Consider the following 12,818-nt stretch of genomic DNA (forward strand, 5'->3'; position numbering starts at 1 on the left):
CGACCGTCCGCTACCCGGAGCCGCCGCCCTTCGGCGCGGCCTACGGCTCGCCCGCCGGGCCGCCGCGCAAGGCCGGGCGCAAGCCCTCCAAGCTGGTGCTGGCGACCACCGCCGCCGCCCTCCTCGGCCTGGGCGCCGGCTCGGGCATCACCTACCTCGTGATGGACGGCCACGGGGACCGCGCCCCGCGCAGCGCCCGCTCGGCCCCGCAGGGCGGCAACGGCCCGTGGGGCGGCCTTCCGGGTTTCAGCGACCCCGGCAACGGCGGTGGCAACGGTGGTGGCGGCAACGGCGGGAGCGGCAACGGCGGCAGCGGGGACGGCAAGGGCGGCGGCAAGACCCGCCCGAGCGCCGACAAGGCGATCGACCTGGTCAACCGGCTCACCCTGCAGGCCCCGTCCGGCTGGGAGGCCGGCAGCACCCGCGATGGCTACGCCTCGCTCACCGTCGGCTCGTACACCTGCGCCGACGGCACGAGCGAATGCTCCCTCGGCGGTGTGAACACCGGGCGGATCGACGGCGGCGGCTCCGACGTCCAGACGGCGGCCAAGGCCGACATCGCGTCGGCCGCCAAGGCCGCGTACGGCGACATCACCGGGCACCAGGAGCTCAAGTCCGAGGCCGTGAAGGTCAACAACCAGGACGGCTACCTGGTCCGCTGGAAGGTGGACGCGCCCAAGGGCAACAACGGTTACGTGCAGACCGTGGTCTTCCCGTCCGCCGACGGGAAGTCGCTGGTCTCGGTGCACTTCGGCTTCGACATCGCCGACAAGGCGCCGGACGTCGCGGTGATGGACACCATCGTCAAGGGCATCACCGACTACAAGGGCAAGCTGCCGGGCATCCCGGGGCTGCCCGGGACCGGCTCCGGCGGGTCCGGTGCGGGCTCCGGAGGCGTCGGGGGCACCACCACCTGAGCCCCGCGCTCCTCACACGGCGGCGGCCCACCCGGGGGGAACCCTCCGGATGGGCCGCCGCCGTTCGCTGCCGCACGGGGTGGTGTCACGGGAGCCGGGTCGGACGGGGGTGTGGCCGGCCCGGTCCCGCGCCCGGCGTCAGGAGTCGCGTTGAACAGCCTCGACGCGACGGCGCCGGAGCACCATGCCGGCCCAGCCGACACCGATCGCGGCGGCACCCGCGAGCAGCAGCGGACCGGTGGCCGAGGTACCGCCCACGGCCGCGGAGGTGGTCGGGACCACCTGGCCGGCGGGGGAGTCCGGGTCCCCGCCGTGGCCGTGGTGGGCGACCGTGGACTTGGACGCGTCGGCCGCGATCTGGGCGTCGCTGGGCGCGGCCGGGGCCTGGGCGGCGAGCGCCGACACAGCCGTGGTGGAGGCGCCGAAGTCGACGTCGGAGCAGGCGTAGAAGGCCTCCGGACTGTCGCTGCGCTGCCACACCGTGTACAGCACCTGGCGGCCGGTGCGCTGCGGCAGGGTGCCGGAGTAGGTGTAGGAGCCGTTGACGGCGTTGCGGTCGACCTGCACCCGGGCCACCGGGGTCGGGTCGAGGTCCGACCACTTCAGCGGCTTGGTGGGGTCGTAGCCCGGCTTGGTGATGTAGACGGTCTGGGTGCCGACGTGCGGCGCGGTGGTGCGGAACTGGAAGGTGAAGGCGCCGGCCTTCACCGCGGTGGCCGGCCAGTCGGTGCGCGGCCAGTCCAGCGCCGCGTACTTGTCGCGGTTGGCCGAGCAGAGCTTGCCGTCCGGGATCAGTGCCTGGTGGTTGCCGTTGGCGTTGGCGATGTTGACCTCGTTCCAGTCGTACAGCGGCTGGGTGCCGCTCGCGGCGACGAGGTCCTTGCAGACCTGGGACACCGGGTGCTCGGGGCCCTCGGCGTAGCAGGCGGCGACCCGGCTCACGGGGTTGGTCATCGTGCCGTGGGCGCTGGCGGTGCCGGCGGTGGCACCGGCCACCGCGAGGACCGCGGCGCCGATCACGCCGACGGACAGGGCACTTCGCTTGATGGACATGGGGTGGGGACTCCTTGACCGTCGTTCCGGGCGAGTGTGGGGGAACGGGCACGCCTGCCCGTTCGGGAGCCGCCGGCCCGGCGTGCGGCCCCCGGCCAGAGCGTAGGATTGGTCTGGACCAGAAGGCAATAGCCGTGCGTGCTGTCCTCGTTGACGGACTGTAGGCCCCCGAGCAGCACAAAGGCCCGACGGACGGCTGTGGTTAGCCGTTCCATCGGGCCCCGTTAAGGCTCCGGAAAGGTCAGCTCCCGATGTCGCGGGCCGTGATGGTGCCGGCCTGGATCACGATGCCGCCGCTGACGGTCACGTCCTTGAGGTCGTTGTGCAGCAAGTTGGACCGCTCAGTCGGCTTCGGAGCGAACTCGTCGAGGATCGCCTGGAGTTCGGCGGCCATGGCCGGGTCGTTGGCCAGCAGTCGGCGCAGCTTCGGCTGCCACTCGCCCTGAGCGCTCTGGATGGCGGACTCGCGGCCGCCGTCCGGCGTCGCGGCCAACTCGGCCTGGGTCTCGTCCAGTTCTTCGGAGATCGACTCCGCCCTGCGGCCGAACATCGCGGCAACGCGCGGCTTCACCCGGTCCCAGGCCGAGGTGACCATGAGGCCGGCCAGAGCGGTTGCGCCCCTCGTGGCGATGTCCGTGAGCTCGGGGTCCATGCTGCTCCCTTGTCGTGCCGTGGTGTCGGCACCACGGTAGGGCAAAGACGGACGAAGCGTCAGAGGAACGTCTTCCCCTCACCCCGGTACGTCGGCACCGTCCGTACGATCCGGTCGCCCTCGATCAGGTGCAGCTCGGCGAAGCGTTCGCACAGCTCGCCCGCCTTGGCGTGCCGGAACCAGACCCGGTCGCCGATCAGCAGGTCGTCCGCGGCCGAGCCGAGCAGCGGGGTCTGCACCTCCCCGGCGCCCTCCATCGGGTCGTAGCGCAGCCCGGCCGGCAGGTAGGGCACCGGCGAGCGGTCCGGGCCGGCCGCCCCCGAGGCCGGGTAGCCGCCGCCGAGCACGGTCACCACGCCGAGGCCGGGGCGGCGCACCACCGGCTGGCCGAACAGCGCGGCCGGACGGCCCCGGAAGGAGCGGTAGTTGTCGAACAGCCGCGGCAGGTACAGCCCGGAGCCGGCGGCGACCTCGGTGACGGCGCGCTCGGCCACGGTGGACTCCACGCTGCCGGTGCCGCCCCCGTTGACGAACTCCAGGTCGGCCACCTGCCGCAGCCGCCGGACCGCCGCCGCACGCCGCTCGGCCAGCTCGGTCCGGGCCTTGGCCTGCATCAGCCGGATCAGCTGCGAGCGCACCGGCCGTCCGGGCACCCGGTCGCCCACCCCGGCGACGTGCCCCTCGTACGCCATCAGGCCGACCACCCGGAAGCCCCGGCGGCGCTGGACGAGTTCGGCGAAGGCGCCGAGGTCCTCGGGGGTGCGCAGCGGCGAGCGCCGGGCACCCACCCGGACCCGGCCGCCGAGCAGGTGCAGCGAGGTGTCCAGCTCCAGGCAGACCCGTACCTCGGCGTCGCCTCCGCGGGCCGCGTCGATCAGGTCCAGCTGGGCCGGGTCGTCCAGCACGACGGTGATCTCGCGGGCGGCCTCCGGGTCGGCGGTCAGCTCGGCGAAGCCGGCCCGGTCGGCGGAAGGGTAGGCGAGCAGGACGTCGCGGATGCCGGTGCGGGCCAGCCAGAGCGACTCGTCCAGGGTGAAGCTCATCACCCCGAGGAAGCCGTCCACGGCCAGCGCCCGCTCCAGCAGCGCCCGGCAGCGGACCGACTTGCTGGCCAGCCGGATCGGCTTGCCGCCCGCCCGGCGGACCAGGTCGGCGGCGTTCGCGTCGAACGCGGCGAGGTCCACGACGGCCACCGGCCCGTCCAGGTGGGCGGTGGCGCGGTCGTACCGGAGGCGGTCGGAGACCGGGGCGGGTGCGGTCGCGGGCGCGTCGAGGATCACCATGGGCGCAGGGTGCCACACCGCGCTACCGGTGGGTAGGCCCCGCGTGCAGGGAAATGGGGCGGCTCACGCGCGGTGGCATAGGGTCGGGCGGGTGGACCGCAAAGACTTCTCCAACCCGGCGTTCGTCGGCAAGAGCATCCCGAACCCCGGCTTCTCCGACGACGACGGCACCGCCGCCCCGGCGCTCACCGGTGCCCTCGCCCGCTGGTCGCAGGACCGCGCGGCCGAGCCGGAGGTGCTGGCGGCGCTGACCCCCACCCGGCTGATGGTTCCGATCGTCGCGATCCTCGGCGAGGTCGAGGTGGACCAGCACGGGCACCGGCACGAGAAGACCAGCGACATGGCCGTCCCGGTGCTGGAGGCCCCGGACGGGCGCCGCGCGCTGCCGGCCTTCACGTCGCTGGAGTCGCTCGCCCGCTGGCGCGCCGATGCCCGCCCGGCGCCGACGGCGGCCCCGCAGGCCGCGATGGTGGCCTTCTCCGAGCGTGCCGACACCCTGCTGATCGACCCGGCCGGGCCGGTGCCGTTCCCGCTGAGCGGCGCCCGGCTGCGGGCGCTCGCGGAGAACCGCCCGTTCCTGCCGCCGGTCCGGGACCCGGAGGTGCGCGAGGCGGTTCGCGGGCTGCTGGCGGCCGAGCCGCAGGTGGTCACCGGGCTGCTGGCGGCCTCGGAGGGCTCGGACGGGGTGCTCGCGGTGGTGTTCGACCCGGCGCTGGACCAGGCGGGACTGCAGGCGGCCGCGCAGCGGGTCGGGCAGGCGGTGGCTGCCGATCCGGTGCTGCGGGTGCGGCTGGACCGGGGGCTGGACCTCGCGGTGCTGCCGGCGAGCGCGGAGCTGCCGGGGGAGCCGCTCTACAAGCGGTAGCGAGAAGGGGCTGACCTCCTCACGTGAGGAGGTCAGCCCCTTCGAGGTTCGGCCTCAGGAGTAGACCGGCCCGGTGAACTTCTCGCCCGGCCCCGCACCCGGGGCGTCCGGGACGATCGAGGCCTCGCGGAACGCGAGCTGGAGCGAGCGCAGCCCGTCCCGCAGCGGCGCGGCGTGGAAGTTGCTGATCTCCGGGGCGCCGGCGGTGACCAGCCCGGCCAGCGCGGTGATCAGCTTGCGGGCCTCGTCCAGGTCCTTGTCCTTCTCGCCGCCCTCGGCGAGACCGCACTTGACGGCCGCAGCGCTCATCAGGTGCACCGCGACGGTGGTGATCACCTCGACGGCCGGGACCTCGGCGATGTCGCGGGTGAGGTCGTCGAAGCCGATCGCGTCGTCGTCCGCGCCGGGGGTCTGGGTGGGCTCGCTGCTCAAGGGGGGCTCGTTCCATCGGGTCGGGTGTCCGTACCCATGGAGCGTACAAGGGCCCCATCCGCACCAGGACACGGCCGTGGCCGCACCCGGACACGGCCGTGCGGAGAGGCGGAATGGCGTTCGACGGCGCGACGCTGTAGGCTTCGAGACTGACCGGCCGGGATCCCGTATGGGCACCTGGCCAGCAAGTGGAGGCTCCACTGAGGAGGCCCGAGAGGGCAACCGCGAAAGTCTCCCACCTGATCGGCCTCGCGGCCGACGGGTCCCGGTCCGCGACGGGCGCCTCTGGCGCCGAGTCGCCGCAGCGCCCCTCACCGGGCGCAGCCCCCGGTTGTGTGGAGCCCCGCTTGTACCGAGCGGGGCTTTTTTCGTGTGGCGGTGTGCGTACCGGACAGCGCAGCACGAATGAAGCCCCGCCCAGTGGTCGAGTCCACTACGTGCGACCGCCGTCCGACGGCCGCATCGCAGAAGGTGCAACCGAGGAGGCCCCATCAGCACCGAGCCCCGCATCAACGACCGGATTCGCGTCCCCGAGGTGCGACTCGTCGGTCCCAGCGGCGAGCAGGTCGGCATCGTGCCGCTTGCCAAGGCGCTGGAGCTCGCGCAGGAGTACGACCTCGACCTGGTCGAGGTCGCGGCGACCGCCCGGCCGCCGGTGTGCAAGCTCATGGACTACGGCAAGTTCAAGTACGAGTCGGCCATGAAGGCCCGTGAGGCGCGCAAGAACCAGGCGCACACGGTCATCAAGGAGATGAAGCTCCGGCCGAAGATCGACCCGCACGACTATGACACCAAGAAGGGTCACGTCGTCCGGTTCCTCAAGCAGGGCGACAAGGTCAAGATCACGATCATGTTCCGCGGTCGTGAGCAGTCCCGCCCCGAGCTGGGCTTCCGTCTGCTTCAGCGGCTCGCCGACGACGTCCAGGAGCTGGGCTTCGTCGAGTCCTCGCCCAAGCAGGACGGCCGTAACATGATCATGGTTCTTGGCCCGCACAAGAAGAAGACCGAGGCGATGGCCGAGGCCCGCGCCCTCGCGGACGCCCGCAAGGCCGAGCGTCAGGGCCGCGTCGCCGGCTCCGACGCCCCTGCGGAGACCGAGGAGCAGGACGCCGTGACCGAGGCGCAGGACGCCCCGGCCGAGGCGCCGGCCGTCGAGGCCGACGCTCCGGTCGAGCAGCCGGCCGCCTCCCAGGGCGCCTGAGCCCTCACCGGCCAGGAGGCCCGGGAGACCGGCCCACAGGGTGACGGGGCGCCCCGCCCGGTCACCGCAGATCCATCCAGTTCACGCCCGCGTGGCAACCGCCGCGCGGGCGTGGACGGGACCGACGAGGAGATACGGCGAAATGCCGAAGCAGAAGACGCACAGTGGCGCCAGCAAGCGCTTCAAGATCAGTGGCTCTGGCAAGGTGCTGCGCGAGCGCGCCGGCCGCCGCCACCTCCTGGAGCACAAGCCCTCGACGCTGACCCGCAAGCTGGCCGGGACGATCGAGCTGGCCCCCGCTGACGCCAAGAAGATCAAGAAGCTTCTCGGCAAGTGATCGCCCTCCCGCCCGGCGCGAGCCGCGAGCGGGGCAGCTGATCCTTCCCGACCCATTCGAATGACGGACCACGTGAAGTAGTCCGTGGTCCAACCCAAGGAGTAATCAAGTGGCACGCGTCAAGCGGGCAGTCAACGCCCACAAGAAGCGCCGGGTCATCCTGGAGCGCGCCAGCGGCTACCGTGGCCAGCGTTCGCGCCTGTACCGCAAGGCCAAGGAGCAGGTCACCCACTCGCTGGTCTACAACTTCAACGACCGCAAGAAGCGCAAGGGCGACTTCCGTCAGCTGTGGATCCAGCGCATCAACGCTGCGGCCCGTGCCAACGGCATCACCTACAACCGCTTCGTGCAGGGCCTGAAGGCCGCCAGCGTCGAGATCGACCGCAAGATGCTGGCCGACCTGGCCGTCAACGACCCGGGTGCGTTCGCCTCCCTGGTCGAGGTCGCCCAGAAGGCGCTGCCGGCCGACGTGAACGCCCCGAAGGCCGCCGCCGACGCCGCCTGATCTTCCGAGATCGGTTGAGCTCCGACCGGACCCGCAGGTTCGCCTGCGGGTCCGGTCCTGCTTTGCCCCCTCCTTCAGCGCCTCCGGAGAACGAGACCATGCCCAGCACCGACACCCCCCTGCTGACCTCCCTGCGCTCGCCGCGCGTCGTCGCCGCCCGCCGGCTGGCCAAGCGCAACCAGCGCACCAAGGAGCGCCGCTTCCTGGCCGAGGGCCCGCAGGCCGTCCGGGAGGCCGTCGCCTTCGGCAGGCTGCCGGGCACCGGCGAGCACGCCGTGGTCGAGGTCTACGTGGGCGTGGAGGCCGCCGAGCGGCACGCGGACATCGTCGAGGACGCCCTGGCCGCGGGGCTTCCGGTGCTGACCGCCACCGACGAGGTGATCGCCGGGATCTGCGACACGGTGACCCCGCAGGGCATCGTGGCGCTCTGCCGCTTCATCGACACCCCGTTCGCCGAGGTGCTCAAGGCCCGGCCGAAGCTGGTGGCGATCCTCGCCCACGTGCGCGACCCCGGGAACGCCGGGACGGTGCTGCGCACCGCCGACGCGGCCGGCGCGGACGCCGTGGTGCTCACCGACGCCTCGGTCGACCTCTACAACCCGAAGGCCGTCCGGGCCTCCGTGGGCAGCCTGTTCCACCTGCCGGTGGCGGTCGGCGTCCCGGTCGAGGAGGCCGTCGGGAAGCTGCGCGAGGCCGGCGTCCGGGTGCTCGCCGCGGACGGCGCGGGGGAGCGCGACCTGGACCAGGAGCTGGACGAGGGCACCCTGGGCGCGCCCGGCGCATGGGTGTTCGGCAACGAGGCGTGGGGGCTTCCGGAGGAGACCCGCGCGCTCACCGATGAGGTCGTGCGCGTCCCGATCCACGGCCACGCCGAGAGCCTCAACCTGGCCACCGCGGCCGCCGTCTGCCTGTACGCCTCGGCCCGCGCCCAGCGTTCGCCCGGCGGCTGCCGCTCGAACGCCTGACGCACCAGGGGGCGCACCGGGATCACCCCGTTGCAAGCCCTACTGCGGGCGCGTGCGAGGCGCTAGGGTCTGCGTCGGTGGGGGGAACGGCACGGTGGGTAATCGGGGAGGCAACCCATGGTCGGCAGCGGGCCCGAGCTCGACCCGGACGACCTGCCGGACGGCCTGGTGGTCGCCGACGCGCTGGGCCGGGTGGTCTGCTTCAACCGGGCCGCGGCCCGGCTCACCGGCGTGCTTCCGCAGGCCGCGCTCGGCAGCGGGCTGGAGGACGTCCTCCCGCTGGAGGACCTGGACGGCCGCCGATGGTGGCAGCTGACCGACCCGTACGGCGGCCTGGCCATCCGCACCCGCCAGCCGGAGCGCAACCTGCTGCTGCCCGGCGGGCGCGAGGTGCTGGTCTCCGCCCGTTACGTGCGCAGCGTGCCGGGCGGCCCGCTGGAGCGCCTGGTGATCGCCCTGCGCGGCACCGAGGCCCGGCGCCGCACCGAGCGCAGCCACGCCGAGCTGATCGCGACCGTGGCGCACGAGCTGCGCTCCCCGCTGACCAGCGTCAAGGGCTTCACGGCGACCCTGCTGGCCAAGTGGGAGCGGTTCACCGACGGGCAGAAGCGGCTGATGCTGGAGACCGTGGACGCCGACGCCGACCGGGTCACCCGGCTGATCGCCGAACTGCTGGACATCTCCCGGATCGACTCCGGCCGGCTGGAGCTGCGCAAGCAGGTGGTCGACCTGGCCGCGGCGGTGCGTCGGCACGTCGAGCGCAAGGTCGCCACCGGCATCCCCGAGGAGCGCTTCGACATCCGGATCGGCGGGCCGCTGACCGTGCTGTGGGCCGACCCGGACAAGGTCGACCAGGTGCTCGCCAACCTGCTGGAAAATGCGGTGCGGCACGGCGAGGGAACTGTCACGATCGAGGTGGCACCGGCCAAGGAGGTCGTCGAGGCGCCCGTCTGGGAGCGCAACGGCACCCCGCCCCGCATCGTGGAAGGCACAGCGGTCACCGTGAGCGACGAAGGAAGCGGTATCCCCGAGGAGTCGATGCCGCGCGTCTTCACCCGCTTCTGGCGCGGCTCCAAGCGTGGCGGCACGGGCCTGGGCCTCTATATCGTCAAGGGCATCGTGGAGGCCCACGGCGGCTCGATCCGCGTCGACCGCGCGCCCGGCGGCGGCGCCCGGTTCCGATTTATCCTGCCCGCCGGGGTGCCCGACTTCATGCTCTGAAAGAGCCTGAACGACAAGCACGGCATGCTCCGAACGACGACCGGAGCATGCTGTGGCCGGGTCCGGACGGGCTTGACGGCAGCCGCGCTACGCGCTGCGACTACACTCGACCTTTGGCGTTGCGCAACGCCCTGCGCGGCTGAGCCGCGGACACCACTCCCGTGAGCCTCCGGTGAACGGAGACCGGCTGCCCGTTGCCCCGGCCCCGCCGATCGTGGCGCGTTGGGCCCCTCCTGCCCGATGGCGGGCAGGAGGGAGAGCCCCCACACACCTGAGCACGGACGAGCAGGAGCACGGGAAAGATAGAGATGTCGGCACCCAACAAGTCGTACGACCCGGTCGAGGTCGAGGCCCTCAAGCCCGAGGTGGTGGAGCAGGCGCGGGACGAGGCGGTCGCCGCCTTCGCCGCCGCCGGCTCCCTGGACGAGCTGAAGCAGGCCAAGGTCGCCCACACCGGCGACCGCTCCGCGCTCTCGCTCGCCAACCGCGAGATCGGCGCCCTGCCCCCGCACGCCAAGGCGGCCGCCGGAAAGCTGATCGGCCAGGCCCGCGGGGCCGTCAACCAGGCCCTCGCCAAGCGGCAGGCCGAGCTGGAGGCGGAGCGCGACGCCCGCGTGCTGGTCGAGGAGGCGGTGGACGTCACGCTGCCGTACGACCGCGCCCCGCGCGGCGCCCGGCACCCGCTGACCACCATGGCCGAGCGCATCGAGGACACCTTCGTCGCGATGGGCTACCAGGTCGCCGAGGGCCCCGAGGTCGAGGCCGAGTGGCTCAACTTCGACGCCCTCAACCTGGGCCCGGACCACCCGGCCCGCTCGATGCAGGACACCTTCTTCGTCCAGGCCCCGGACGGCTCCGCCGACTCCGGCGTGGTGCTGCGCACCCAGACCTCCCCGGTCCAGGCCCGCACGATGCTCGACCGCGAGCCCCCCATCTACGTGGTCTGCCCGGGCCGGGTCTACCGGACCGACGAGCTGGACGCCACCCACACCCCGGTCTTCCGCCAGGTCGAGGGCCTCGCGGTGGACGAGGGCATCACCTTCGCCGACCTCAAGGGCACCATCGAGGTGCTGGTCGAGAAGCTGATCGGCGGCGGCCTGGAGCTGCGCTGGCGCCCGTCGTACTTCCCGTTCACCGAGCCGAGCGCGGAGATCGACCTCCAGTGCTTCGTGTGCCGCGGTGCGAGCGTCGGCAACCCGGACCGGCCGTGCCGGACCTGCTCCTCCGAGGGCTGGATCGAGCTCGGCGGCTGCGGCGTGGTCAACCCGCGGGTGCTGGTCGCCTGCGGCGTCGACCCCAACCGCTACAGCGGGTTCGCCTTCGGCCTGGGCCTGGAGCGGATCCTGATGAATCGTCACAACGTCGCCGACATGCGCGACATGGTCGAGGGTGACGTCCGCTTCACCCTCCCGTTCGGGATGGAGATCTGATGCGCGTCCCGCTTTCCTGGCTGCGCGAGTACGTCGACCTGCCGGCCGGCGAGACCGGCCGTGACGTCGCGGAGCGCCTGGTCCGGGCCGGCCTGGAGGTCGAGACCGTCGAGCAGCTCGGCGCGGACCTCAAGGGCCCGCTGGTGGTCGGCGAGGTGCTCTCCATCGAGGAGCTGTCCGGCTTCAAGAAGCCGATCCGGCACTGCTTCGTGAACGTCGGCGACGCCAACGGCACCGGCGAGCCGCAGGAGATCGTCTGCGGTGCGACCAACTTCGCCGTCGGCGACAAGGTCGTGGTCGTGCTCCCGGGTGCCGTGCTGCCCGGCCCGTTCCCGATCTCGGCCCGCAAGACCTACGGCCAGACCTCGGCCGGCATGATCTGCTCCGCCCGCGAGCTGGGCATGGGCGACGACCACAACGGCATCATCGTGCTCCCGCCGGAGTTCGAGCCCGGCACCGACGCCATCGAGCTGCTCCAGCTCGTCGACGAGGTGCTCGACATCGCCGTCACCCCGGACCGCGGCTACTGCCTGTCCATGCGCGGCGTGGCCCGCGAGGCCGCCGCCGCGTACGGGCTGCCGCTGGCCGACCCGGCGCTGCTCGACGTGCCGCCGGCGAACTCCTTCGGCTACCTGGTGAAGGTCAACGACCAGGCCGGCTGCGACCGCTTCGTGGCCCGTACGGTCGTCGGCGTCGACCCGAACGCCAAGTCCCCGATCTGGCTGCAGCGCCGGCTCCAGAAGTCGGGCATCCGCCCGATCTCGCTGACCGTCGACATCACCAACTACGTGATGCTGGAGGTCGGCCAGCCGCTGCACGCCTACGACAAGCAGCGCGTGGACGGTCCGATCACGGTCCGCCGGGCGGAGCAGGGCGAGACCCTCACCACCCTGGACGGGGTCGAGCGCAAGCTCTCCAGCGAGGACCTGCTGATCTGCGACAACAGCGGCCCGATCGGCCTGGCCGGCGTGATGGGCGGTGCCTCCACCGAGATCCTCGACCCGGCCGCCGGCCCGGGCACCACCGAGGTGATCATCGAGGCGGCGCACTTCGACCCGGTCGCCATCGCCCGCAGCGCCAAGCGGCACAAGCTGCCCTCCGAGGCGTCCAAGCGCTTCGAGCGCGGCGTCGACCCGGAGGCCGCCCGCGCCGCCGCGCAGCGTGCCGTCGACCTGCTGGTCCTGATCGCCGGCGGCACCGCCGAGGCCGGGGTCACCGACATCGCCGCCCCGCACCCGGTGCGCACCATCACCATCGCCGCCGACCTGCCCGACCGGGTGGCCGGCACCGCGTACGGCCGCGAGACCGTCACCCGGCGCCTCCAGGAGATCGGCTGCTCGGTCGCCGGCGCCGACGTCCTGGAGGTCACCCCGCCGACCTGGCGTCCCGACCTCACCGACCCGTACGACCTCGCCGAGGAGGTCATCCGGCTGGAGGGCTACGACAACGTCCCCGCCCGGATGCCGAACGTGCCCCCGGGCAAGGGCCTGACCGAGGCCCAGCGGGTGAACCGCCGGATCGGCGTCGCGCTGGCCGGTGCCGGCTACGTCGAGGTCAACAACTACCCGTTCCTCGGCGAGGCCGCCTTCGAGGCGCTCGGCCTGGAGACGGACGACCGGCGCCGCCGCACGGTGAAGCTGGTCAACCCGCTGAACGACGAGGAGCCGGCGCTGCGCACCACGCTGCTGCCGGGCCTGCTCGGCGCGCTGCGCCGCAACATCGGCCGGGGCAACACCGACCTGGCGATCTTCGAGACCGGCACTGTCTTCCTGCCCAAGGACGAGCTGAGCGTGGCCCCGCGTCCGGCGGTCGACCACCGGCCCAGCGACGAGGAGCTGGCCGCGCTGGACGCCGCGTTGCCGGACCAGCCGCGCCGGATCGCCGTCGCCCTCGCGGGCGAGCGGCTGCCGTCGGGCTGGTGGGGCAAGGGCGCCCAGGCCTCCTGGGCGGACGCCGT

At 72.9% G+C, this 12,818-nt stretch carries 13 protein-coding genes; 9 read left to right on the top strand and 4 right to left on the bottom strand.

The features are described from left to right. Nucleotides 1-917 (top strand): hypothetical protein (locus tag KS423_RS23380; protein ID WP_224281584.1); only part of this gene is annotated, 917 nt, incomplete at its 5' end. Between the two features lie 138 nt (nucleotides 918-1,055). Here KS423_RS23380 and KS423_RS23385 read toward each other — a convergent pair. From KS423_RS23385 to KS423_RS23395, 3 genes are all read right to left on the bottom strand, one after another. Further along, nucleotides 1,056-1,970, bottom strand: coding sequence for a lytic polysaccharide monooxygenase (locus KS423_RS23385; protein ID WP_224281586.1), 915 nt, complete (start codon nucleotides 1,968-1,970; stop codon nucleotides 1,056-1,058). Between the two features lie 241 nt (nucleotides 1,971-2,211). Beyond that, entirely contained in the window at nucleotides 2,212-2,622 is a 411-nt protein-coding gene (locus KS423_RS23390) for a hypothetical protein (protein WP_224281588.1), read from the bottom strand. 59 nt (nucleotides 2,623-2,681) lie between these two features. Continuing rightward, nucleotides 2,682-3,905, bottom strand: coding sequence for an amino acid deaminase/aldolase (locus KS423_RS23395; RefSeq protein ID WP_224281589.1), 1,224 nt, complete (start codon nucleotides 3,903-3,905; stop codon nucleotides 2,682-2,684). Nucleotides 3,906-3,996: 91 nt separating this feature from the next. On the opposite strand from KS423_RS23395, the gene KS423_RS23400 reads away from it, so the two are divergent. Beyond that, entirely contained in the window at nucleotides 3,997-4,770 is a 774-nt protein-coding gene (locus tag KS423_RS23400; protein ID WP_224281590.1) for an SseB family protein, read from the top strand. Between the two features lie 54 nt (nucleotides 4,771-4,824). Here KS423_RS23400 and KS423_RS23405 read toward each other — a convergent pair whose 3' ends face one another. After that, complete coding sequence (locus tag KS423_RS23405; protein ID WP_224281591.1) at nucleotides 4,825-5,202, bottom strand: DUF1844 domain-containing protein; 378 nt, start codon at nucleotides 5,200-5,202, stop codon at nucleotides 4,825-4,827. A gap of 490 nt (nucleotides 5,203-5,692) precedes the next feature. Between KS423_RS23405 and infC the strand changes: the two genes are divergently transcribed. The 7 genes from infC to pheT all read left to right on the top strand — a co-directional run. Next, complete coding sequence (gene infC, locus KS423_RS23410) at nucleotides 5,693-6,403, top strand: translation initiation factor IF-3 (RefSeq protein WP_224281598.1); 711 nt, start codon at nucleotides 5,693-5,695, stop codon at nucleotides 6,401-6,403. A gap of 142 nt (nucleotides 6,404-6,545) precedes the next feature. Beyond that, a complete protein-coding gene (rpmI, locus tag KS423_RS23415; RefSeq protein ID WP_045701618.1) occupies nucleotides 6,546-6,740 on the top strand; it encodes a 50S ribosomal protein L35 in 195 nt (64 codons plus the stop codon). Nucleotides 6,741-6,849: 109 nt separating this feature from the next. Next, nucleotides 6,850-7,245 (top strand): 50S ribosomal protein L20, encoded by a 396-nt coding sequence (gene rplT / locus KS423_RS23420; protein WP_030055649.1) that lies wholly within the window; start codon nucleotides 6,850-6,852, stop codon nucleotides 7,243-7,245. A gap of 98 nt (nucleotides 7,246-7,343) precedes the next feature. After that, on the top strand, nucleotides 7,344-8,210 hold the full coding sequence (locus KS423_RS23425; RefSeq protein WP_224281592.1) for an RNA methyltransferase: 867 nt from the start codon (nucleotides 7,344-7,346) through the stop codon (nucleotides 8,208-8,210). 117 nt (nucleotides 8,211-8,327) lie between these two features. Further along, nucleotides 8,328-9,431, top strand: a complete 1,104-nt coding sequence (locus KS423_RS23430; protein WP_224281593.1) for an ATP-binding protein — start codon at nucleotides 8,328-8,330, stop codon at nucleotides 9,429-9,431. A gap of 308 nt (nucleotides 9,432-9,739) precedes the next feature. Beyond that, nucleotides 9,740-10,861 carry a phenylalanine--tRNA ligase subunit alpha gene (gene pheS, locus KS423_RS23435; RefSeq protein WP_224281594.1) on the top strand — a complete coding sequence of 374 codons (1,122 nt, stop codon included), beginning with the start codon at nucleotides 9,740-9,742 and terminating at the stop codon, nucleotides 10,859-10,861. After that, nucleotides 10,861-12,818, top strand: a 1,958-nt coding sequence (gene pheT / locus KS423_RS23440; protein ID WP_224281596.1) for a phenylalanine--tRNA ligase subunit beta, incomplete at its 3' end; no start/stop codon positions are given. The genes pheS and pheT, both read left to right, overlap by 1 nt.

Origin of the sequence: Streptomyces sp. LS1784, assembly GCF_020103755.1 — a bacterium.
Lineage (GTDB): Bacteria > Actinomycetota > Actinomycetes > Streptomycetales > Streptomycetaceae > Kitasatospora.